This is a genomic window from Streptomyces sp. NRRL S-920, from assembly GCF_000717945.1.
In the GTDB taxonomy this organism is placed as follows: domain Bacteria; phylum Actinomycetota; class Actinomycetes; order Streptomycetales; family Streptomycetaceae; genus Streptomyces; species Streptomyces alboniger.
Genome location: NZ_JODF01000015.1, coordinates 20,183 through 41,771, shown reverse-complemented (window position 1 = coordinate 41,771; position 21,589 = coordinate 20,183). Strand labels below are relative to the sequence as shown.

Here is a 21,589-nt window from a genome sequence, read left to right as displayed (position 1 = left end):
CCTCACCCCGTCCTCCCCGTCCTCCCCTCCCTCCCCTTCCGCGGAGCCCTTCCTTCGCCCCGGGCCGCCCCGCACGCGCGCGTGGATCGCGATGTACCACTCCGTCGCCGACCCCACCGACGACCCGTACCGCATCACCGTCTCCCCCGACCGCCTCGCCGCACAGCTGCGGTGGCTGCGCCGCCGGGGCCTGCGCGGGGTGTCGATGCGCCAGCTCCTGGACGCGTGCGCGCGGGGCCAGGAGCGCGACCTGGTGGGACTCACCTTCGACGACGGCTACCGCGACTTCGTCGACGAGGCTCTCCCGCTGCTGCGGAGCCACGACTGCTCCGCCACCTTGTTCGTCCTGCCGGGCCGCCTCGACGGCGACAACGCCTGGGACCCGCTGGGCCCCCGCAAGCCGCTCCTGGGTGCCGCCGGCATCCGCCGCGCCGCCGAGTACGGCATGGAGATCGCCTCGCACGGCCTGACCCACGTCGACCTCACCCAGGCCGACGACGGGCTCCTGCGCCGCGAGGTCAGCGACAGCCGTGCGGCCCTGACCGAGCTGACCGGCACCGACGTGCAGGGCTTCTGCTACCCCTACGGCCACGTCGACGAGCGGGTAGCGGCCGCCGTACGGGACGCCGGATACCGCTACGCCTGCGCGATCTCCCCCGGCCCCCTCTCCGGAGTCCTCGCGCTGCCCCGCGTCCACATCGGCCAGAGCGACACGGGCCCGCGCCTGCGGCTGAAGCTGTGGACCAACCGGCTGCGGCACCGCACCCTGGACCGCGCGGCGGTCACGTCGGCGGTCACCGGATGAGGGTCCTGCACATCATCACCGGCCTCGGCGTGGGCGGCGCGGAGCTGCAACTGCGCCTGCTGCTGCGCCACTTGCCCGCCGACTGCGACGTGGTCACGCTGACCGACGCGGGCACCGTGGCGCGGGGCATCGTCGCCGACGGCACCCAGGTGACCGACCTCGGCATGTCGGGCAACCGCGATGTCGCGGCGCTGCCCCGCCTCGCCCGGCTCATCAAGGCGGGGCGGTACGACGCGGTCCACACCCACCTCTACCGCGCCTGCCTGTACGGGCGGATCGCGGCCCGCATGGCCGGGGTGCGGGCCGTGGTGGCCACGGAGCACTCGCTGGGCGACTCGCAGATGGAGGGCCGCCCGCTGACGGCCGGTGTCCGCGCGCTGTACCTCGCCGGGGAGCGGCTCGGACGGATGACGGTCGCCGTCTCCCCCGCCGTCGGACAGCGCCTGAACCGCTGGGGAGTGCCCCGCCAGCGCATCCGGGTGGTGCCGAACGGCATCGACCTGGACCGCTTCCGGTTCGACCCGGCGGCCCGCGTCCGCACACGGCGCCGGCTCGGACTGCCCGATTCCGCGTTCGTCGTCGGCGGCGTGGGCCGGCTGACCGACGGCAAGCGTTTCGACGTACTCCTGCACGCGGCCGCCCAACTCCCCGAGGAGGTGGCTGTCCTGCTGGTCGGTACCGGCCCGCGGGAGGAGGAGCTGAGGCGGCTGGCCCACCGGCTGGGCCTGGCCGACCGGGTGCGGTTCGCCGGGGAGGCGGCCCACGAGGAGAGCGGCGGCGCCGACGGTGCGCCGGGCCTGCCCTCGCTGCTGTCCGCGATGGACGCCTTGGCCTCCCCCTCCCCCGAGGAGGCGTTCGGGCTGGCGCTCGTGGAGGGCCTGGCCTGCGGGCTCCCGGTGATCTACACGTCGTGCCCCGCCGTGGACGGCTTCCCGGCCGGGGCGCGGGCGGACGCCTCGTACTGCCCGAGCGACGCGGACTCCTTCGCGCAGGGCCTGTACGGCCTGCGCACCGCCCTCCTGCCGCGCCGCCCCGCACCGGCCGCGGTGCGGCACTACTGCATCACCCGCAGCGCCGAGCGACTGATGCGTGTCTACGCCTCCGTCGTCCCCGGCCCGACCCTGGAGGTGAACCCCCGATGAGCGACTCCGCGAACGAGCGCCCACGTACCGACGCCTGGCGTGCCCGCGTCGCGCGGCTGCCCCGCTGGTGGCCCCTGCCGGCCTGCGCGGCCCTCGGCGTCCTGGCGGGTGCCGGGTACGGCGTGCTCCAGACGCCGCAGTACACCGCCACGAGTTACGTCGTCGCCGTACCGCAGGCCAAGTCGGACCCGGCCGCGGCGCTCGGGTTCGCCCAGGCCTACGGACGGGTGGCGACGCAGCTGGCCGTGCTGGGCGACGCGCAGGTGGCGGCGGGCGTGTCGGCCACGGAGCTGCGGGACAGCGTCCAGGTGGCCACCTCCCCCGACGCGCCGATGATCGCGATCTCCGCGCGCTCCGCAAGGCCCTCGGCCGCCGCCGTCACCGCCGACGCGGTGGCCCGCTCCCTCTCCAGGAGCGCCAATCACTCCAAGGACAGCACCCAGGTCAAACTCCTGACGTTCTCCCGCGCGCTGGAGCCCGACGCGCCGTCCTCGCTCTCCACCGGCGTGACGACCCTGGTCGGCGGATGCGCGGGCGGCCTGCTCGGCGGCCTCGCCCTCCTCGTACGCCCACGGGGACGCGCGGAGACGACCGGCGCGGCCTCCGTACCCGGCCCCACGAACGGCCCCGCGTCCGGCCCCACGCCCGCCCTCGCCAGAAGCGCCGCCCCGTGAGCACGGCGACGGGCACGGGCCCCCTCGTCAGGACGCGGGTGTGCGTCGACGAGCGGGAGTTCGACGCGCTGGCCGAGCCGTGGGGGCGGCTGCACCGGGCCTGCGAGGCGGCCACGCCCTTCCAGAGCCACGCGTGGCTGTCCTCCTGGTGGCGGTCCTACGGGCGCCCCGGGCGGCTGCGGGTGCTCCTGGTCCGGGAGGGGGACCGGCTGATCGCCGCGGCGCCGCTGATGCGGGTGCACCGTCCGCTCCCGGCGCTGAAGCCACTCGGCGGGCCGATCTCCGACTTCGCGGACGTGCTGGTGGACGGCGCGGCGCGCGAGGCCGCCACCGAGGCGCTGGTGACCGGGCTCGCCGAGCTGGCCGGGAGCGCGCTGATCGACTTCGGGGAGGTCCGTCCGGGCGCCTGCGTCGAGGGCGTCCACGCACGCTGGCCGGGGCCGAAGCGGACGCTGGCCGACTCGCCGTGCCTGGAGCTGCCCGCACTGCCCATGGAGGAACTGCTCCAGCGGCTGCCGTCATCGCGGGCCCAGCGCACCCGGGCCAAGATGCGCAAGCTGACCAAGCTGGGCGTGGAGAGCCGCGTCGTGCCCGCCGACGAGGTGGACGCCTCGGTGCGGACCCTGCTGCATCTGCACCAGTTGCAGTGGCGCGGCCGGAAGGTGACCTCCGAGCATCTGCGGCCGCGGTTCCGTGAGCACCTGCTGCGCTCGATGCGGCCGATGGTCGCGGCCGGTGAAGCGGTCATGACCGAGTTCCGCCTGGACGGCGAGGTGGTGGCCGCCGATCTGACCCTGCTCTCGGGCACGCTGGCCGGCGGCTATCTGTACGGCGCCCATCCGCGGCTGCGGGAGCGCAAGGTGGACGTGGCCACGATGCTCCTGGCCGCGTGCACCCGCCACACCGGCGGCGAGCAGCGGCGCGCCCTGAGCCTCCTGCGCGGCGACGAGCCGTACAAGCACCACTGGCGCCCCGAGCCGGTCACCAACCAGCGCTTCCTGCTGGCCCGCAGGCGCACGGCCCCCCTGCTCCGCGCGGCGGTCTGGGACGCCTCCGCCCGGCGGTGGACGAAGGAGCGGCTGCGCGAACGCCGCGAGGCGAGGCGCGGCGACGGGGCCGCCACCACGTGACGGCCCGCGCCCCGTGAGGGCCTCAGGAGCCCTCCGTCCCTTTCCACCAGTCGAACCGCAGGCACAGCTTCCCGCCCAGCCAGTGCTCGGCCCATTCGCCGAGGTCCACCGGCGAACACCCGGGCGGCAGCGCCGGTTCGGTCGGCACGTTGGGGGTGCCGTCACGGCCGGAGAGCAGATCGCGGTAGACCTTCGAGGCCGCCGGATTCTCCTTGCACTGCCACACGCCGTGCGGGCAGTAGTCGGTCACCGTGTTGTAGAGCGGCTTCTTCTCGTCCATCCACTTCAGCATGCGGCGCATGTATTCTTCGTTGTCGCCGTTACGGAAAAGTCCCCATTCGGGATAGGAAATGGGCTTCTTGTGGGCCGCCGCGAAATCGACGTGCTCCTGAAGCCCGTACGGCTCCGCCACCTGTTCGTCGAACGACATTCCGCGCGGCTGGTCGTACGAGTCCATGCCGATGATGTCGACGACATCGTCACCGGGATAGCACTGCGTCCACGGAATGGCGTCACGCCCCCTGCTGGGCGTGAAGTCGAACTGGAACTTCTGCCCGGGCACCGACCGCATCGCGGTGACGATCCTGCTCCAGTACTTCTTCCAGGACTCCGGGTCCGGGCCGCAGCGGTGGGTGTAGGTCGTGCCGTTCATCTCCCAGCCCGGCACGATCACCGTGTCGGGCACGCCGAGGTCGACCAGGCGTTCGGCGAGGGCCCGGAAGTGGTGGTCGAAGCGGCCGTCGGCGCCCTGCCGCAGCAGCCCGGCGACTTCGTCGTCGTCGAGGCCCTCCTCGTTGCGTTCGAGCATCGGGACGTTCAGGACGAAGAGCCGGTCGTCCTTCTCCTTGCGCCACGTGGCCCAGGCGTCCAGGAAGCCGGGGGCGCCCTCGATGTTGCTCCACAGGTCGCCGGGGAGGTAGGTGTGCCCGACCCGCAGCTCGGCCCCGCCGAGCCACCGGCTGAGTTCGCCGATGCGCCGCACCCCGGGGGGCCCGTAGTGGAGGTACGCGCCGAAGGCGGGCGCCTTCCCCGAAGCGGCGGAAGCGGGGGCGGGCCCGGGAGAGGCCGCCGGGGCCACCGGGCCCACCGATGTCACGGGGGCACCGGGAGCGGCGGGAGCCGCGGAAGCCGACGGCAGGGCGCCCGGCGGATCACCGTCGCGCACGACGCCCGCCGTGTATCCGGGCGCCGATACGAGAACCACCGCCGAAACGACCCCCACAGCGATGAAGGAAAGACGTTTACCGTGCCGCCGACGCCCCACATCCGTCCCTGCACCCATAACCGCTCCTCTATTCCGCTACATCGACCACCACCACTGACACTTCGTCATATGTATTCCTATTACGCCAATCGAGTTTCTAATCCCGCGATCCACCACACCGCCCATATGGACCGCGCTGATCGGGTGGACTCGCGGCCGGGCAAAGGCGTGGCACGCATGCGTGCGGGACGGCGCCCCTAGGCTCGCCTCAGGTGACGCGGAGACGGCACCGGGCCCGGCTTCCGTGTATGCGATGGTCCACCGAAGCCGGGCCACCAAGGACCGACCCTCGAATACCGGACCCACCTACCGGCTCTCTTATGAGTGACACGGCGGGCGAATGGGTGAACCTCGTCCGCCGCACGGCCCGTCAGGTGATGCACTGGACGGGCTTCACGGGACAGGCCGGGTCGCTTCCCGCCAGCCGTCGGCAGCCATGCCGTGGGTGAGCGACATCCCCGCAGCGGGCCGGTCGTCCACCGTCCGCCGCCTCGGCTCCGCGATTCCTCGGGGCGTACGCGCCCGGCACCACGCGTCAGAGCCTTGGCCGCCAAGGAACGGTTGAGCCCCGCTACCCGGCAGGTAGCGGGGCTCAACCGGTTTCGTACGTCCGTCAGCGGCGGCCCGGGGCGGTGCGCCCGCGCCGGTAGAGGATCGCGCCGCCGAGCAGCAGGCCGGTGCTCGCGGCCGCCGTCCCCAGCAGCGTTCCGTCCATGCCCGTCGCGGCGAGCCCGGTCTGCGCGTTCGCCGCGTCAGCCGCGTCAGCCGCATGCGCCGCGTGCACCCGGTGGTCGTCCCGAGGCGTCTGCTGGCCGTGCCGCGGCGGTACGGGCGCGGGCCCGGCTCCGGGGTCGCGCGGCTCGTGTTCGCCGGGACGGTGACCGGGCCGCTCCGGCATGAACGGCGGGCGTACCGCGTGAGGTTCGGGCGACTGGCCGCCGCAGCGGTTGTTCATCGCGGGCGAGGCGGCGGCGACACCGTCCACGGTGTTGCCGCAGACGTTCACCGGGACCGACACCGGCGCCTTCACACTGTTGCCGGACAGCGCTCCGGGCGAGTTGGTGACAGCGCCGCGGGCGGCGGCACCTGAGGAGCGCCCGGCGGAGTCGTGACGTCCCTGGGCCGCCGGTGAACTCCGCTCGGTGCGCGGGGAGTCGTGGCGGTGCTCGGCCGAGGAGGAGGTGGTGGCGCACTTGTTGCCCGTGGTCGGGTTGAGGGCGGCCACGCCGTTCACGGAGTTGCCGCAGACGTTCACCGGCACTTCCAGCGGCGCCTGCACGCTGTTGCCCGACAGCACACCGGGTGAGCCCGAGGCCTGTCCGCTCGCCTCGGAGTCGGCGAACGCGGGGGTGCCGGACAGGGACAGGATGCTCGTGGCGGCCGCGGCGGAGAGCATTCCTTTGCTGAGGGCCTGTCGCAATCTAGTGGTCTTTCTCTGTGCGATGGGGAGCCGGCCCCGGAGCCGGTGGGCTTCCGGGGCCGGCCAAGACGCAGCTGGAGCAGCTGAGTCGCTACGTCAGTCGTTGACGCAGGTGTTGCCGAATGCCGGGTTCAGCAGACCGATGATGTCGATGGAGTTGCCGCAGACGTTCACCGGGATGTGGATGGGGACCTGAACCACGTTGCCGGAGAGGACACCCGGGGAGTTGACGGCCGCACCCGAGGCCCCGGCGTCGGCGAACGCCGGACCGCCCATGCCCAGGACCATGACCGCACCGGCGATGAGCGTCGCGCTCTTCTTGAGCTTCACAGCTTTTCCCTTCTTTCGGGCCACGCCTAAACGGCGGCCGGGGCCGGGCGGTAAGTTCCTGTTCCCGCACCGTGACCTGAGCCCTGCTTAACGAGTGATAAGCGCAGAGGAAACCGAGGTGTTGACGTTCCTCGGAAATTCACTCGAATGCGAATGCGGGCAGCGAGCACCCGGATTCGGCGGTGCAACAAATAAAGCTCGGGCCGCCCACCATGAAGAGCGGGCGGCCCGAGCGGGCCCTACGACGTGGCGGATCAGCCGTTGCCGCCGCCGTTGCCGGCGAGGACCGAGATGTCGTCCAGGATGTGCGACAGCGGCTCGTCGCCCTTCGCCTGGGTCGAGTTCTCGGTGCACTGCTGGGTCTGCGACAAGGGAGAGCTGCGGGCTCATGTCACCCTTGGTGGCAGAGTTGCCGAACGACTGCTGGGCGCCGTTGCCGCTCATCGACTGGGTGCCGGTGTCGTCACCGATCGCCATCGCGGGGGAGCCGATACCGGCCACGGACACGGCGACCGCGGCTGCTGCCGTTGCCATTGCCTTCTTAAGCATTTGCGGTTCCTTTTCTGGGGCAGACGGTCACGTTACTGCGGCCTGCTCAACTCCCAACCCCACGTTTAGTTCCGCGCATTCACTCCATCGGATCTTTCGGCGGCTCCATGACGACGAATCACTCATGGAACCGGCCCCGCAGAAATGACGGTCCGATTATTCGCAGATCGGCGATTCACAACTGTCGAGAGACCGCGCATTGGGCCATCGGAGTGAATTTCAGCAACCCCTTCCATCCTGCGCAGTTGCTCAGGGTGCTCCGAGGACGGGGCTAACTCAGAGAGGAACGTCTGTGATCAAGAAGGTTATGGCCGCAACTGCGGTCACGGCTTCCGTCGTCGGCATGTCAGCCGCCGCCGCGCCCACGGCCCTCGCCATCGGCAACGACGGCGGCACCGAGACGATGAGCGGCAACCACGCCGTGCAGTCGTTCGGCAACTCGGCCACGCACGGCAACATGAGCCCGCAGATGGCGCTCATTCAGGGCTCGTTCAACAAGCCCTGTATCGCCCTGCCGGCCAAGCTCAACCTCCAGAACATCGTCGGTCTGGTCAACATCGGCATCCAGGACATCCCGATCCTGTCCGCGCCGCAGACCCAGCAGTGCACCGAGAACTCGACCCAGGCGAAGGGCGACGAGCCGCTGTCGCACATCCCGTCGAGAGTGGCCACGCCTCTCGTCTTATTTTCCAGGAACTGGCATTCAGCACACTTATCCACCGAATGGGCCAATCGCCGCAACTCCCGCCTTGCCACTGAGTTGATGACCATGCGGCTCCGGAGTGGAGCCTCACTCGAAGGGAACCCCTCACCATGAAGAAGCTGCTCGCAACAGCCGCCATCACCCTGACCGCCGCCGGAATGACCGCCACCGCGGTTCCGCAGGCCATGGCGATCGGCAATGACTCGGGCACCGAATCCCTCAGCGGCAACGGCGCCAAGCAGTCGTTCGGCAACTCTGCCACCCAGGGCCGGATGAGCCCGCAGATGACCCTCGCCCAGGGCTCGCTGAACAAGCTCTGTGTCGGCCTCCCGGTCAAGGGCAACATCCAGAACATCGTCGCGCTCGTCAACGTCGGCATCCAGGACATCCCGATCCTCTCGGCGCCGCAGATGCAGCAGTGCACCGAGAACTCGACGCAGGCCAAGGAAGACGAGCCGCTGTCGCACATCCTGTCCGACATCTCGGCCCTCTCCGGCAACGGTGTCGCCAACCACTGAACCTGAGTTCCGACAGGGGCCGGCCGGGACACCGGCCGGCCCCTGCGGCTCGTACGGCTCCGGAAGGCCTCTGATGCAGCGAATCGTTAAGGCGGGCCTCACGGCGGCGGTGGCCGTCGTCTCGGCCCTGGCTCCCGTGGCGGCGACCGCCGCCGAACGGCCCGAGGTGACCCTGGACGGCACGGCCCGGCTCGGCCAGCGCCCGTCGGCCGCGGTCCTCTCCGGCACCTACACGTGCCGGGGCGTGCGGGGCTCCGCACAGCTGATGGTCTCCCTGCGGACCCGGCGCGACCGCACGCCGAGCCCGGCCGAGACCCAGGCCATGAAGCAGCTCTTCGGGCCGTCCGCGCCCACGGTGCTGTCGAGCGTCACCACGCAGGCCCGCACCGTCGAGGTGACCTGCGACGGCAGTGACACGGTCCGCCCCTGGACGCGTTCCTTCCGCGGGGAGTGGGCGAAGAACAGCACCGCGCAGGCGACCGTGACCATGGCCACCATCGACCTGCCCACCCTCAAGATGACCCGGCACGCCACCGCCTCGCGCACGGTGACGTTCTCCTAGCGGCAGCGGTCCGGGCCGCTGTCCCGCCGCCCACTGATCCCCCACGCCCCGTTCCGCTAGCCGGTCCGTGCTGCGACCATGCGGAGTCCGGGATGCAGGGGGAGTCGTCCTCAGTGGGGGGCGGGGCGGGAGGCGTACATGGCAGAGGTGTTCCTGCGGCGGCTGAGCCGTTGGCAGGCGGAGCAGCAGCGCGCTTCCGTCGCCAACCTCTACGTCGAGGCCTATCGGGGCATGGCCGGCGCCGAGTACCGCGACCGGCAGGGTTTTCTGCGGCGTTTCGAACACGACGTCCAGCAGCCCGACTTCGACATGGTCGTCGCCGACTCGGGCGGTCTCGTCGGCTGCCTCTACGGCCACCGCGCCGCCCCCTCCGGCGAGTGGTGGGAGGGGTTCCGCGGCATCCTGCCGCCCGGCATCGAGGAACAGACCGCCTCGGGGCGGGTGTTCCTGCTGAGCGAGCTGATGGTGGCGCCCGCGCACCGCGGGACGGGCGTCGCCACCCGGCTGCGGACGCTGCTTCTGACCCGGCACACCGCCGACGCCGTCGTCGCCGTCATCAAGCGGGACGACGATCAGGGGCGGGAGGTCCTGCGGGCCTGGGACTGGACGAAACTGGGTGAGTTCGACCCCGGGCGCGAGGGGTGGCTGCGGCCGCCCTCGCCGTTGCCGTAAGCCTCTGGAGCGCCGCTGCCCGGGATCCTCGCGCGGGGTGCGTTCAGACCTTGCTCGCCTTCAGGGAGTACATGAGCGGGACGCGGGGGCGGTCCTCGGGGAAGCGGTAGGCGCCGTCCCGGATCTCCAGCGCGCCGAAGCGCCGGAAGAGCGTCATGTCGTGTTCGCGCAGGAAGTCGATGCGCAGGCCCGCCGCGGCGAGCGCGGAGACGACCTCGCCGATGGGGTGCTGCCACTCCACCGAGCGGTTGTGGACGGTGGGCGTGTCCGAGTCCACGTACCCGGCGGGATCCTCCTCGACCCAGGCGTCGCGCGCGAAGTAGTCGTGCTCCAGGCGGGAGCCCGTGGCGTCGTCCAGGATGTCGGTGAGCGGATGGAACTCGGCGAGGTAGAGGAACCCGCCGGGGGCGACGAGCGAGGCGGCGGTCTCCGCCCAGCGCTGGATGTCGGGGAGCCAGCAGAGCGCGCCCACTCCGGTGTAGACGATGTCGTACGAGGGGTCGGGGACCGCCTGCGCCGCGTCGTACACGTCCGCGGCGACGAACGTGGCCTGCTCCGGGGTGAGGCCCAGCTCCGCCGCGAGGTCACGGGCCGCCTCGACGGCGGGCTCGGAGAAGTCGAGGCCCACGACGCGTGAGGCGCCGTGCCGCGCCCAGGACAGCGTGTCCATGCCGACGTGGCACTGGAGGTGCAGCAGCGACTTGCCGCGTACGTCACCCACTTCCGCGCGCTCGAAGTCGCGCGGGGCGTCCTTGCCGGCGCGGAAGGAGGCGACGTCGTAGAAGTCGCTCGCGAGGTGGATAGGGACGCGTTCGTCCCAGCGTTTTCGGTTGGTTTCGAGCCAGTTCGTGGGGGTGGTGGAGTACATGGTCGGAAAGTTATCCACAGGGTGGGGACCCTCGCCAGCGAATTGTGGGCGGGTGCGGGCACTATGGGGGGCATGAGCGAGACGGGTGCCGAGAAGGCCACGGGGTCAAAGTCCATGCCGGACTGGGAGAAGCGTTTCAGGGCACCGCGGGTGTCGCTGCCGGACTGGGCGGAGGACGCGCCGCAGCGCTCCTTGTTCGTGTCGAACGCGACGGGGACGTACGAGCTGTACGCGTGGGACAGGACGACGGGCGCCCAGCGCCAGGTCACCGACCGGCCGAACGGGACGACGGACGGCGTGCTGTCGCCCGACGGGGAGTGGATCTGGTGGTTCAACGACAAGGACGGCGACGAGTTCGGCGTATGGCTGCGCCAGCCGTTCGCGGGAGGGCCGGACGAGCCCGCGGTGCCGGGTCTTGAGGGTTCGTACCCGGCGGGGCTCGCTCTCGGCAGGGACGGCAGGACGGTGGTCGTCGGCCGCTCCACGGACGAGGACGGCTCGACGATCCACGTCGTGCGTCAGGACGGCACGGGCGGCCGGGGCGCGGAACCGGTCGAGGTGTACCGCCACCGCGAGTCGGCGGGCGTCGGCGACCTCTCCCACGACGGCACGCTGATCGCCGTGGAGCACACCGAGCACGGCGACGCGATGCACTCCGCGCTCCGCGTGATCAGGCCGGACGGCTCCACGGTCGCCGAGCTGGACGACACCGAGGGCGGCACGGTCGAGCTGGGCCTGGAGGTGCTCGGCTTCGCGCCGGTCGACGGGGACACGCGGCTGCTGGTCGGGCACCAGCGGCGCGGCCGCTGGGAGCCGATGCTGTGGGACGTCGCGACGGGCGAGGAGAGCGACCTCGTGCTCGGGCTGCCGGGCGATGTGAGCGCCGAGTGGTATCCGGACGGCTCCGCGCTGCTGATCGCGCACGGCTTCGAGGCGCGGGGCGAGCTGTTCCGCTACGACCTGGCCTCGCGGGAGCTGGTGCGCATCGAGACGCCCGCGGGCTCGGTGTCGGGCGCGACCGCGCGGCCCGACGGCTCCGTGGAGTACATGTGGTCGTCGGCGGCCGAGCCGCCGGTGGTGCGGTCCACCTCGGGCGGCGTGGTGCTGGACCCGCCCGGCATGAAGGCGCCGCGGTCCGTGCCGGTGGAGGACGTGTGGGTGGAGGGTCCCGGCGGCCGCATCCACGCCCTCGTGCAGAAGCCCGCGGACGCCTCCGGTCCGCTGCCGACCGTCTTCGAGGTGCACGGCGGTCCCACCTGGCACGACAGCGACTCCTTCGCGGCGGGCCCGGCGGCCTGGGTCGACCACGGCTACGCGGTGGTGCGGGTCAACTACCGCGGCTCGACGGGTTACGGCCGGGAGTGGACGGACGCGCTCAAGCACCGCGTGGGCCTCATCGAGCTGGAGGACATCGCGGCGGTCCGCGAGTGGGCCGTCGCCTCGGGCCTCGCCGACCCCGACCGGCTGGTCCTCGCGGGCGGCTCCTGGGGCGGGTACCTCACGCTGCTGGGGCTCGGCACGCAGCCCGAGGCGTGGGCGGTGGGCCTGGCGGCGGTGCCCGTCGCGGACTACGTGACGGCGTACCACGACGAGATGGAGGCCCTCAAGGCGATGGACCGCACGCTGCTGGGCGGCACCCCGGAGGAGGTCCCGGAGCGCTTCGCCGCGTCGTCCCCCCTGACGTACGTGCACCAGGTCAAGGCCCCCGTCTATATCTCGGCGGGTGTCAACGACCCGCGCTGCCCGATCCGCCAGATCGACAACTACGTGGACCGGCTGGTCGCGCGGGGCGCGGTGCACGAGGTGTACCGGTACGACGCCGGGCACGGGTCGCTCGTCGTGGACGAGCGGATCAAGCAGGTCGCCCTGGAGCTGGACTTCGCGGCGCGGCATCTGTCGGGGGGTGGGGCCTAGCGGCCGGTCGGGGCCCCGTACCGTGGGAGTGTGTACCGGTTTCTGCTGACGCCCCGGTGGTGGGGGATCAACGTCTTCGTCGTGCTGGCCATCCCCTTCTGCGTCTTCATGGGGTCCTGGCAGCTCGGCCGCTTCGAGGACCGCGTGCAGGACCACGAGTCCGCCAAGGAGCAGGCCGCAGAGCAGCGGGGCACGCACGGCCGGGCGGCCGGGGCCCGGCCTCTCGACTCCCTGTTGCCCGTCGACAAGGAGACCTCGGGCGAGCAGGCCACGGCCACCGGTCGGTACGGCGAGCAACTCCTCGTGCCGGACCGGGAGTTGGGTGACAAGCGCGGCTTCTATGTGCTGACCCTGCTGCGTACGGACAGCGGCAAGTCGCTGCCCGTGGTCCGCGGCTGGCTGCCCGGTGACGCGAGCGCCGCCAAGGCCCCGGCCGCCCCCACGGGCGAGGTCACCGTCAAGGGCGCCCTCCAGGCCTCCGAGAGCCCCGGTTCCAACGGGGTGAGCGCGGCGGGCGGGCTCCCCAGGGGCCAGCTGGGCGCGATCAGCTCGGCCTCGCTGGTCAATCTCGTACGCGACGACGTGTACGACGCCTGGGTCACCCTCGACAAGGGCGACTCCGGTATGAAGGCGGTCCCGGCGAGCGCGCCGAACAACACCGGCCTGGATCTGAAGGCCTTCCAGAACCTCGGCTACACCGGTGAGTGGTTCGTCTTCGCGGGCTTCGTCCTCTTCATGTGGTTCCGCCTGTTCCGCCGCGAGGCGGAGGTCGCCCGCGACGCGCGGCTGGGACTGGCCCCCTAGGACCTGGGCCCTGAGGACCTAGGACGCGGGCAGGATGCCGGTGCGGTAGATCGTGCCCGCGCACGCGTTGGAGACCGTCGTCGCCGCCGAGGGGGCGCCCGACTCCGCGGTCAGGGAGATGACGACGCTGCCGTCGGCCACTCCGCCGTCCGTCCGCTCCAGCTGGGGTGCCGTGCCGTCGGTCGTGCCGCCCTCCGTGGTGCCGCCGCCGCTGTCGGTGGGGGTGGGGTTGGGGGTGGGTTCGTTGCCGCCGTCCGTGGGGCAGGTCTCCGCGGGCACCCAGGCGAAGCGCACCTCATAGGCCGTGCCGGGTTGCAGGACGAGGGGGCTCGCCTCAAGCGAGGGGTCGGGCAGGGCGCCCGCGGCGTCGCCCGCCGTGTGGTCCACCACCGTGATCTTCGCGGGGTCGGCCGCGCCCTGCGCCGTGGTGCTGACCGCGCCCGCGGCCTCGACCGTGCAGCTGCTGTCGGAGACGTTGGTGACGCGGAAGCTGCCGTACACCTTGTTGTCGGCGTCCGCCGGGCCCGCGGTGCCCGTGGCGCTGAGCTGGGCCGCGGAGCAGGCGGGCGAGGTGGCGGCCTCGGAGGCGCCGGGGTCGGGTGATCCCGTACCGCCGCCGCCCGTGCCGCCCTTGCCCTTGCCGTCCTTCTTGCCCTTCTTGTCCTTCTTGTCCTTCTCCTTGGACTTGCCGGGCTTCCGGTCGGCGTCCTTCCGACCGGAGTCGGGACCCTTGCCCTGACCGGAGCCGCCCTGCGCCTCCTGGCTGTTGCCCGCGATCGAGGGGCGGTCGTCCGAGCCGCCGCCGGAGTTGGTGACGTGCACCAGGGCGGGGACCGCCGTACCGATGAAGAGGGCCGCGGCGGCGAGGCCGACGACGGCCTGGCGCTTGCGGGCCCTGCGGGCGGGGACCGCGTGCCGCAGGTGTTCGAGGGAGCGCTCGCTCGGCTCGATCTCCTCGACGGCCCGCCGCATCATCCGCCGGAGCGCCAGCTCGTCGGAGCCCAGCTCTCCGGGTTCGTCCTCGGGGCCGTGGTTCACGATTCCGTTCCCGCCATGCTGCTCAAGTCCGCCCTGCTCATCACGCTTGCGCTCACTCATGCCGGCGCCTCCATGGCGACCCTCAGGGCCGCGATGCCGCGCGAGCCGTACGCCTTCACCGAGCCCAGGGATATGCCCAGGGTCTCGGCGACCTGCGCCTCGGTCATATCGGCGAAGTAGCGCAGCACGAGGACCTCGCGCTGGCGTCGCTGGAGGCCCTTCATCGCCTTGATCAGCTCGTCGCGCTCCAGCTGGTCGTAGGCCCCCTCCTCGGCGCTCGCCATGTCCGGCATCGGCTTGGAGAGCAGCTTCAGCCCGAGGATGCGCCGCCGCAGGGCGGACCGTGAGAGGTTCACCACGGTCTGCCGCAGATAGGCGAGCGTCTTCTCCGGGTCCCGCACCCGCTTGCGCGCGGAGTGGACCCGGATGAACGCCTCCTGCACCACGTCCTCGCAGGACGCCGTGTCGTCCAGGAGCAGCGCGGCGAGGCCGAGCAGCGACCGGTAGTGGGCGCGGTAGGTCTCGGTGAGGTGGTCGACAGTGGTGCCGGCGGTCATCGTGTCGTCAGCGCCCTCGCGCTGCGCCGGAAGAGAGGCGGCCCGCGCTGCGGGCATGGGCGCGATCACCGGCATGCCGCCGGCCGCGCGGGTACGACGAGGGGGACGCAGCGCTGCCGCGCCTCTCGCCTGTACCGCTGTGAAGTCGAGTACCTCTGCCACGCCTGTTGGACACGCTTCCCCCCGTCAGGGTTGTACGCATCCGGCATCGCGTTTGCGGCGCGTCGCGCGGGCACCGCTCGTGACGATGCATCAAATGCCCCCATGCGTACCAGCTCTTCCCCTATGCCCCATTTTTACGGCGCTCAGGCCACCCCGGAGGGCGACCGCTAAAGACGCCCCGCGTCCGGCTGCCGGTTGCAGTGGTCGGACGGGAATCTTCGAACGCGCGGATGATCCAGTTCAAGCGCCCTGGGCCACCGAGTCGGACACAGAACTTACACAGACCTCACAGCGGCCCCGGCCGTGGGGCGGCATATCGCCGGGCCCCGGGGCGGTACATCGCCGCGGGCCTCAGCCCGCCGTGAACTCCTTGGCCACCAGTTCCGCGATCTGCGCGGTGTTCAGGGCGGCCCCCTTGCGCAGGTTGTCCCCGCACACGAAGAGTTCCAGGGCGGTCGGGTCGTCCAGCGCGCGCCGCACGCGGCCCACCCAGGTCGGGTCGGTACCGACCACGTCGGCGGGGGTCGGGAACTCCCCCGCGGCCGGGTTGTCGAACAGCACGACCCCGGGCGCGGTGGCGAGGATCTCACGCGCGCGGTCGACGGTGACCTCGTCCTCGAAGCGGGCGTGGACGGTCAGGGAGTGCGTCGTGATCACGGGGACGCGTACGCAGGTGGCGGCGACGCGCAGCCCCGGCAGGCCGAGGATCTTGCGCGACTCGTCGCGGACCTTCATCTCCTCGGACGACCAGCCGTCCTCCCGCAGCGACCCGGCCCACGGCACGACGTTCAGCGCCACGGGCTCGGGGAAGGGCCCCGTGTCGTCGCCGACGGCCCGGCGTACGTCCCCGGGGCTCGTGCCCAGCTCGGAGCCCGCCACGAGCTTCAGCTGGCGCCGCAGCGTCTCCACGCCGTCGCGGCCGGCCCCGCTCACGGCCTGGTACGAGGAGACGATCAGCTCGCGCAGCCCGAACTCGGCGTGCAGCGCGCCGACGGCGACGATCATCGACAGGGTGGTGCAGTTGGGGTTGGCGACGATGCCGCGCGGGCGCACGCGCGCGGCGTGCGGATTGACCTCGGGGACGACGAGGGGGACGTCCGGGTCCATCCGGAAGGCCGCGGAGTTGTCGACCACGACGACGCCCTTGGACGCGGCGAGCGGCGCCCACTGGGCGGCCACCTCGTCGGGCACGTCGAACATCGCGACGTCGACCCCGTCGAAGACGTCCTCGGACAGCGCGAGGACCTCGACCTGCTCACCGCGCACGGTCAGCTTGCGGCCGGCCGAGCGCGGTGAGGCGACGAGTCGGATCTCGCCCCAGATGTCGGCGTGCTGCGACAGGATCTGGAGCATGACCGTGCCGACGGCCCCGGTCGCTCCGACGACCGCGAGCGTCGGCTTTCGGCTCATCGGCCGGTGCCTCCATAGACCACGGCCTCGTCCGTGTCGGAGTCCAGGCCGAAGGCGGTGTGCACGGCGCGCACGGCTTCGTTGACGTCATCGGCGCGCGTGACGACCGAGATGCGGATCTCGGAGGTCGAGATCAGCTCGATGTTCACGCCCGCGTCGCTGAGCGCCTCGAAGAAGGTCGCCGTGACACCGGGGTTGGTCTTCATACCGGCGCCGACGAGGGAGATCTTCGCGATCTGGTCGTCGTAGCGCAGGGAGTCGAAGCCGATCGCCGAGCGCGTCTTCTCCAGGGCGTCGATGGCCTTGCGGCCCTCGGCCTTGGGGAGGGTGAAGGAGATGTCGGTCAGGCCCGTCGAGGCGGCCGACACGTTCTGCACGACCATGTCGATGTTGACCTCGGCGTCCGCGATGGCGCGGAAGATCGAGGCGGCCTCGCCCGGCTTGTCCGGCACGCCGACGACCGTGATCTTGGCCTCGGAGGTGTCGTGCGCGACACCGGAGATGATGGCCTGCTCCACCTTGCGGTCCCCTTGCGATTCGTTGCTGTTGCTGACCCACGTGCCCTGGAGCCCGCTGAAGGACGAGCGGACGTGGATCGGGATGTTGTAACGGCGTGCGTACTCCACACAGCGGTGGAGGAGCACCTTGGACCCGGAGCTGGCCAGCTCCAGCATGTCCTCGAACGAGATCCAGTCGATCTTCCGCGCCTTCTTGACCACACGCGGGTCGGCGGTGAAGACACCGTCCACGTCCGTGTAGATCTCGCAGACCTCGGCGTCGAGGGCGGCGGCGAGGGCGACGGCGGTCGTGTCCGACCCGCCACGGCCCAGCGTGGTGATGTTCTTGCCCTCCTGGCTGACGCCCTGGAACCCGGCGACGATGGCGATGTTGCCCTCGTCGATCGAGGTCCTGATGCGCCCGGGGGTGACATCGATGATCCGCGCCTTGTTGTGGACGGAGTCGGTGATGACGCCGGCCTGGCTGCCGGTGAACGACTGGGCCTCGTGGCCCAGGTTTTTGATCGCCATGGCGAGCAGCGCCATGGAGATCCGCTCTCCGGCGGTCAGCAGCATGTCGAATTCACGCCCGGCAGGGATCGGGGATACCTGCCCGGCAAGATCGATCAACTCATCCGTCGTGTCGCCCATCGCGGACACCACGACAACGACCTGATGGCCGTTCTTCTTGGCGTCGACGATTCTCTTGGCGACCCGCTTGATGCCCTCGGCATCGGCTACGGAGGAGCCTCCGTACTTCTGCACGACAAGGCCCACGTGCGCTCCTCGCTCAATCCGTTGTGCGGTCGGCTCAGTTTAACGAGCGACCGAAATTCGCCTCGCGGCTATCACATGGTGAGATGTCCTGCTCACCAGCTGATCACCGCAGGCGTACGTTCCCGCTGGTCGGGACGTACGTTCGATCGCTCGGCTTGGCACATGCCCGCTGTGGAGCGCTGCACTCCGGAAAGTGGGGCGGGTCACAAGGGGCGGGCGGGGAAGCGGTGGCCGGGCGGGGCCTACTGCACCGGCTTCACCGTGTGCAGGCCCAGCGGGCCCGCGATCTCCTCCGCCATCACCCGGCCCGCCTCCTCGGCGAGCGCCTCCTCGGCGAGGTCCTCGTCCGTGTCCAGGCCGTCGAGGTCCTCCAGGGGCTGGTTCAGGCGGACGTGGGCCACCAGGGACTGGAGGGCGCGCAGGGTGGCCGACGCGGTGGAGCCCCAGTTCGAGAAGTACGAGAACTGCCACCACCACAGGGCCTCGGTCGTGCGGCCCGCGCGGTAGTGGGCCAGGCCGTGGGAGAGGTCCGCGACGACGTCCGCCAGGTCGTCCGAGATCCGGGCGGGCACGGGGGCCTTGCGGGGCTCGTACGGGTCGAAGACCTCGGAGTAGACGTCGATGGGGTCCAGCAGCAGCGCGAGGCGCTCCCGCAGGTCGTCGACGTCCTGCTCGGGGCCGAGGTCGGGTTCGTACCGCTCCTCGGGGACGATGTCCTCGTGCGCGCCCAGGCGGCCGCCGGCCAGGAGGAGCTGGGAGACCTCCAGGAGGAGGAAGGGGACGGCCGAGTCCGGTTCGTCGCCCTTCGCGACCTCCCTGACCGAGACGATGAAGCTCTCGATCTGGTCGGAGATCTGCACCGCGAAGTCGTCCGGATTGTCGGTCACGGTGTTCAGCGTGGCGTCAGACATCTAGGAGTCGTCTCCCCTCGAAGGCGCGGCCCAGGGTGACCTCGTCCGCGTATTCCAGATCTCCCCCGACAGGGAGTCCGCTGGCCAGGCGGGTGACCTTCAGGCCCATGGGCTTGATCATGCGTGCGAGGTACGTCGCCGTGGCCTCGCCCTCCAGGTTCGGGTCGGTCGCCAGGATCAGTTCCGTGACGGTGCCGTCCGCGAGCCTCGCCAGGAGTTCTCGTATCCGCAGGTCGTCGGGGCCCACGCCCTCGATCGGGCTGATCGCCCCGCCGAGGACGTGGTACTTCCCGCGGAACTCGCGGGTCCGCTCGATCGCCACGACGTCCTTCGGCTCCTCGACCACGCAGATGACCGAGAGGTCGCGGCGCGGGTCGCGGCAGATGTTGCACAGCTCTTCCTGCGCCACGTTCCCGCAGGTCGCGCAGAAGCGGACCTTGTCCTTCACCTCAAGGAGGGCGTGCGCGAGCCGGCGTACGTCCGTGGGCTCCGCCTGGAGGATGTGGAAGGCGATCCGCTGCGCGCTCTTGGGACCGACGCCGGGCAGCCTGCCCAACTCGTCGATGAGGTCCTGAACCACGCCTTCGTACAACGGAACGCCTTTCCGGAAGATCCCGCGGACCCCTGGGTCCTGAGGAGGTTGCCGACTCTCTACGTACGGTAGTTGGCCGGGGGGTTTCTTAGAAGGGAAGGCCCGGCATGCCTCCGCCGCCCAGGCCCTGGGCCAGCGGGCCGAGCTTCTGCTGCTGGAGCGTCTGCGCGTTCTCGTTCGCCGCCTGGACCGCCGCGACCACCAGGTCCGCCAGCGTCTCGGTGTCCTCCGGATCCACGGCCTTCGGGTCGATCACCAGGGCGCGCAGCTCACCGGAGCCGGTGACCGTCGCCTTGACGAGGCCGCCGCCCGCCTGGCCGTCCACCTCGGTCCGCGCCAGCTCCTCCTGCGCGGTCGCGAGGTCCTGCTGCATCTTCTGGGCCTGCTGGAGCAGCTGCTGCATGTTGGGCTGGCCACCACCGGGGATCACGATCAGCTCCCTTTCCTACGGGTCCATGAGGCGGTGTCTCCGCCTGAAACGAGCCTACGTGGTCGTGGGTGCCGTCGCCCCAGCACTCTTTCGAGTGAGGTCGGCCGTCCTCCTATACCTGATCAAGCACCTCTTCCGGGCGGAAAAGCCGTGAAACGGCGCTCAGGGCCACCCATTGGGCGGTAGGACTTGTGCCACCGCATCGGCCGGAAACGTTGCGCCGCCGCAGGGAACAGCCCCGCAGGGAACAGTCAGGGATCTCGTAGAGGAGTGCCGGGTGAGCCAGCCGGAGATGCAGCCCGAGGGGGTGCCCCCCGAGGGGCAGGGTGCGGGGGCGGGCGCCGGTTCCGGTGCGGGCGGGCAGCGGGTCGGGGATCTGACCGGGCGGGCCTTCCCGCTCGGCGACTGGGGCGAGCCCGCCGCGCGCCTCGACGAGCTGTACCGCTGGGTGGAGCGGGGCGCCCTCGACACCGCCGAGTGGTATCTCACGGACCGGGGCTGGAAGCGGCGCGGGGCGCGGCTGCTGCGGGCCGGTACCGCGCTGGGCGGCGTGGGCGCCGGGGTGCTGCCGCTGCTCGATCTGGCCGGGGCGGCGCAGTCCGTGGCCTCGTGGGGGTTCGTCTCGCTGCTCGCCGGGGTGGCGTGCGTGGGGTGCGACCGGTTCTTCGGGCTGACGTCCGGGTGGATGCGGGACGTGGCGACCGCGCAGGCCGTGCAGCGGCGGCTCCAGGCGTTGCAGTTCGACTGGGCGTCGGAGAGCGTGCGGGAGGTCCTCGGGCCGACGGAGGGGACCGCGGGGGAGGCGGCGGACCGGTGCCTCGGGGTGCTGCGGAGGTTCTCCGAGGACGTGACGGAGCTGGTGCGGGCGGAGACGTCGGACTGGATGGTGGAGTTCCGGGCGGGTCCTGTGCCGCTGGTCATGCAGGCGATGGTGCCCGGGGCCGCCCGGGAGGCCCCCTCTCCGCCCGGGCGGTTCCCGCTGCCGCCGGGGGCACGGCCGAACATGCCCCGGCAGCGGCCGCCCGAGCCCAGGTAGTCACCGGCTGCTTTTGGCGGACTGCTTGGTACCGGGTGCTTTTGCCGGCGTTTGTCACCGGCTTCGCCGAGTTCGTCCTCAAACGCCGGACGGGCTTTCCCACCGTGCTCAGCTGTAGATGATCATTGAGCCTTGGGCGAGGCTTCTCGTTGTCGCCGCGTGCAGGCCCAGCCAGACGTGGCGCTCCCTGGCGAAGGGGCTCTCGTCCGGAGGGGCAGGGGCCGCCGGTTCCTCCAGGGACGTGGGGGCCGCGGGCGGGGTCGGCGCCAGCGGTGGGTTGGCGGGGTCGATGCCGAGCGAGGGGGCGACGAACTCCAGCTCCCGCAGGAGCGCCTGGGACGAGCCCAACGGGCCGCCGCCCGCCAGCAGTTCGTCGTTGGACAGCGGCGCCGGGAAGTCCACGGGGACGTACGCGCCCGCGTGGTCGTAGTGCCAGACCAGGTGCGAGTGCTGGGCCGTGGCGTCGAACATCTCCAGCAACTGCTCGTAGTCGCCGCCCAGTTCGTCCACCGGCGTGACCTCCAGGCCGCAGATCCGCAGGAGGTAGGCGCGGCGCAGGAAGTGCAGCGCGTCGTAGTCGAAGCCCGCGACCGGGGCGACGTCACCGGACAGGCCCGGCATGTAGGAGAAGACGGGGACGGGCGGGAACCCCGCCTCGTGCAGCGCCTTGTCGTAGGCGGCGATCTCTTCCGCGAAGGGGTTGTCGGGGCTGTGGCACAACACGTCGACGAGCGGGACCAGCCACAGGTCGCAGGCCAAGAAGACTCCTCGGGTCAGGGTCAGGTGCGTTGCCTCGCGTGCAGGCAGCGTAGTCGCGACCCGGG

Annotated in this window: 22 protein-coding genes and 2 pseudogenes; 11 read left to right on the top strand and 13 right to left on the bottom strand. The window is 71.4% G+C overall.

What is annotated here, in order from left to right:
* Window positions 1–91 precede the first annotated feature (91 nt).
* From IG54_RS0113250 to IG54_RS0113235, 4 genes are read left to right on the top strand one after another with little or no spacing between them, the layout of a single operon-like run.
* Complete coding sequence (locus IG54_RS0113250; RefSeq protein ID WP_030781976.1) at window positions 92–805, top strand: polysaccharide deacetylase family protein; 714 nt, start codon at window positions 92–94, stop codon at window positions 803–805.
* Window positions 802–1,947: a glycosyltransferase gene (locus IG54_RS0113245; protein WP_030781973.1), complete on the top strand. Its 1,146-nt coding sequence runs from the start codon at window positions 802–804 to the stop codon at window positions 1,945–1,947. Before IG54_RS0113250 ends, IG54_RS0113245 begins: the two co-directional genes overlap by 4 nt.
* On the top strand, window positions 1,944–2,621 hold the full coding sequence (locus IG54_RS0113240) for a lipopolysaccharide biosynthesis protein (RefSeq protein WP_051819489.1): 678 nt from the start codon (window positions 1,944–1,946) through the stop codon (window positions 2,619–2,621). Before IG54_RS0113245 ends, IG54_RS0113240 begins: the two co-directional genes overlap by 4 nt.
* Entirely contained in the window at window positions 2,618–3,751 is a 1,134-nt protein-coding gene (locus IG54_RS0113235) for a GNAT family N-acetyltransferase (RefSeq protein ID WP_030781968.1), read from the top strand. The genes IG54_RS0113240 and IG54_RS0113235 overlap by 4 nt, the downstream gene beginning before the upstream one ends.
* Before the next feature lie 22 nt (window positions 3,752–3,773).
* On the opposite strand, the gene IG54_RS0113230 is transcribed toward IG54_RS0113235, so the two are convergent.
* The 4 genes and pseudogenes from IG54_RS0113230 to IG54_RS37910 form a co-directional block, all read right to left on the bottom strand.
* Window positions 3,774–5,033, bottom strand: a complete 1,260-nt coding sequence (locus IG54_RS0113230) for a glycoside hydrolase family 26 protein (protein ID WP_051819488.1) — start codon at window positions 5,031–5,033, stop codon at window positions 3,774–3,776.
* 595 nt (window positions 5,034–5,628) lie between these two features.
* Window positions 5,629–6,435 (bottom strand): chaplin, encoded by an 807-nt coding sequence (locus IG54_RS43570; protein ID WP_030781962.1) that lies wholly within the window; start codon window positions 6,433–6,435, stop codon window positions 5,629–5,631.
* Between the two features lie 96 nt (window positions 6,436–6,531).
* Window positions 6,532–6,723: a chaplin gene (locus tag IG54_RS0113220; protein WP_051819498.1), complete on the bottom strand. Its 192-nt coding sequence runs from the start codon at window positions 6,721–6,723 to the stop codon at window positions 6,532–6,534.
* A 296-nt stretch (window positions 6,724–7,019) separates the two neighbouring features.
* A pseudogene (locus IG54_RS37910) lies at window positions 7,020–7,314 on the bottom strand (RdlA protein).
* 292 nt (window positions 7,315–7,606) lie between these two features.
* Between IG54_RS37910 and IG54_RS40200 the strand changes: the two are divergent.
* The 4 genes and pseudogenes from IG54_RS40200 to IG54_RS0113190 form a co-directional block, all read left to right on the top strand.
* Window positions 7,607–7,969: pseudogene (locus IG54_RS40200) on the top strand (rodlin); the annotation flags it as partial.
* Between the two features lie 158 nt (window positions 7,970–8,127).
* Complete coding sequence (locus tag IG54_RS0113200; RefSeq protein WP_030781950.1) at window positions 8,128–8,535, top strand: rodlin; 408 nt, start codon at window positions 8,128–8,130, stop codon at window positions 8,533–8,535.
* Between the two features lie 73 nt (window positions 8,536–8,608).
* Entirely contained in the window at window positions 8,609–9,097 is a 489-nt protein-coding gene (locus tag IG54_RS0113195; RefSeq protein ID WP_030781947.1) for a hypothetical protein, read from the top strand.
* A gap of 138 nt (window positions 9,098–9,235) precedes the next feature.
* Window positions 9,236–9,769, top strand: coding sequence for a hypothetical protein (locus tag IG54_RS0113190; RefSeq protein ID WP_051819486.1), 534 nt, complete (start codon window positions 9,236–9,238; stop codon window positions 9,767–9,769).
* A gap of 43 nt (window positions 9,770–9,812) precedes the next feature.
* On the opposite strand, the gene IG54_RS0113185 is transcribed toward IG54_RS0113190, so the two are convergent.
* Window positions 9,813–10,637 (bottom strand): class I SAM-dependent methyltransferase, encoded by an 825-nt coding sequence (locus tag IG54_RS0113185; RefSeq protein ID WP_030781941.1) that lies wholly within the window; start codon window positions 10,635–10,637, stop codon window positions 9,813–9,815.
* Window positions 10,638–10,709: 72 nt separating this feature from the next.
* Here IG54_RS0113185 and IG54_RS0113180 point away from each other — a divergent pair, with 72 nt between their 5' ends.
* Window positions 10,710–12,551, top strand: a complete 1,842-nt coding sequence (locus IG54_RS0113180; protein WP_030781932.1) for a prolyl oligopeptidase family serine peptidase — start codon at window positions 10,710–10,712, stop codon at window positions 12,549–12,551.
* Window positions 12,552–12,581: 30 nt separating this feature from the next.
* Window positions 12,582–13,355, top strand: coding sequence for an SURF1 family protein (locus tag IG54_RS0113175; RefSeq protein WP_030781929.1), 774 nt, complete (start codon window positions 12,582–12,584; stop codon window positions 13,353–13,355).
* 18 nt (window positions 13,356–13,373) lie between these two features.
* Here IG54_RS0113175 and IG54_RS0113170 read toward each other — a convergent pair whose 3' ends face one another.
* The 7 genes from IG54_RS0113170 to IG54_RS0113140 form a co-directional block, all read right to left on the bottom strand.
* The gene (locus tag IG54_RS0113170) at window positions 13,374–14,453 is read right to left on the bottom strand and encodes a hypothetical protein (protein ID WP_078594043.1); all 1,080 of its coding nucleotides are present in this window, start codon (window positions 14,451–14,453) and stop codon (window positions 13,374–13,376) included.
* Entirely contained in the window at window positions 14,450–15,025 is a 576-nt protein-coding gene (locus IG54_RS0113165; RefSeq protein WP_030781922.1) for a SigE family RNA polymerase sigma factor, read from the bottom strand. The genes IG54_RS0113170 and IG54_RS0113165 overlap by 4 nt, the downstream gene beginning before the upstream one ends.
* 438 nt (window positions 15,026–15,463) lie before the next feature.
* Window positions 15,464–16,522, bottom strand: coding sequence for an aspartate-semialdehyde dehydrogenase (locus IG54_RS0113160; RefSeq protein WP_030781919.1), 1,059 nt, complete (start codon window positions 16,520–16,522; stop codon window positions 15,464–15,466).
* The gene (locus tag IG54_RS0113155) at window positions 16,519–17,796 is read right to left on the bottom strand and encodes an aspartate kinase (RefSeq protein ID WP_030781916.1); all 1,278 of its coding nucleotides are present in this window, start codon (window positions 17,794–17,796) and stop codon (window positions 16,519–16,521) included. Before IG54_RS0113155 ends, IG54_RS0113160 begins: the two co-directional genes overlap by 4 nt.
* 242 nt (window positions 17,797–18,038) lie before the next feature.
* Window positions 18,039–18,707, bottom strand: coding sequence for a DUF5063 domain-containing protein (locus tag IG54_RS0113150; RefSeq protein ID WP_030781913.1), 669 nt, complete (start codon window positions 18,705–18,707; stop codon window positions 18,039–18,041).
* A complete protein-coding gene (recR, locus tag IG54_RS0113145; protein ID WP_030781910.1) occupies window positions 18,700–19,299 on the bottom strand; it encodes a recombination mediator RecR in 600 nt (199 codons plus the stop codon). The genes IG54_RS0113150 and recR overlap by 8 nt, the downstream gene beginning before the upstream one ends.
* Window positions 19,300–19,387: 88 nt before the next feature.
* On the bottom strand, window positions 19,388–19,729 hold the full coding sequence (locus IG54_RS0113140) for a YbaB/EbfC family nucleoid-associated protein (protein WP_055534966.1): 342 nt from the start codon (window positions 19,727–19,729) through the stop codon (window positions 19,388–19,390).
* Between the two features lie 277 nt (window positions 19,730–20,006).
* Between IG54_RS0113140 and IG54_RS0113135 the strand changes: the two genes are divergently transcribed.
* Window positions 20,007–20,765, top strand: coding sequence for an SLATT domain-containing protein (locus IG54_RS0113135; RefSeq protein WP_030781904.1), 759 nt, complete (start codon window positions 20,007–20,009; stop codon window positions 20,763–20,765).
* 108 nt (window positions 20,766–20,873) lie between these two features.
* Here the strand turns inward: IG54_RS0113135 and IG54_RS0113130 are convergent, their stop codons facing one another.
* Window positions 20,874–21,524, bottom strand: coding sequence for a hypothetical protein (locus IG54_RS0113130; RefSeq protein ID WP_030781902.1), 651 nt, complete (start codon window positions 21,522–21,524; stop codon window positions 20,874–20,876).
* Between the last annotated feature and the right edge of the window lie 65 nt (window positions 21,525–21,589).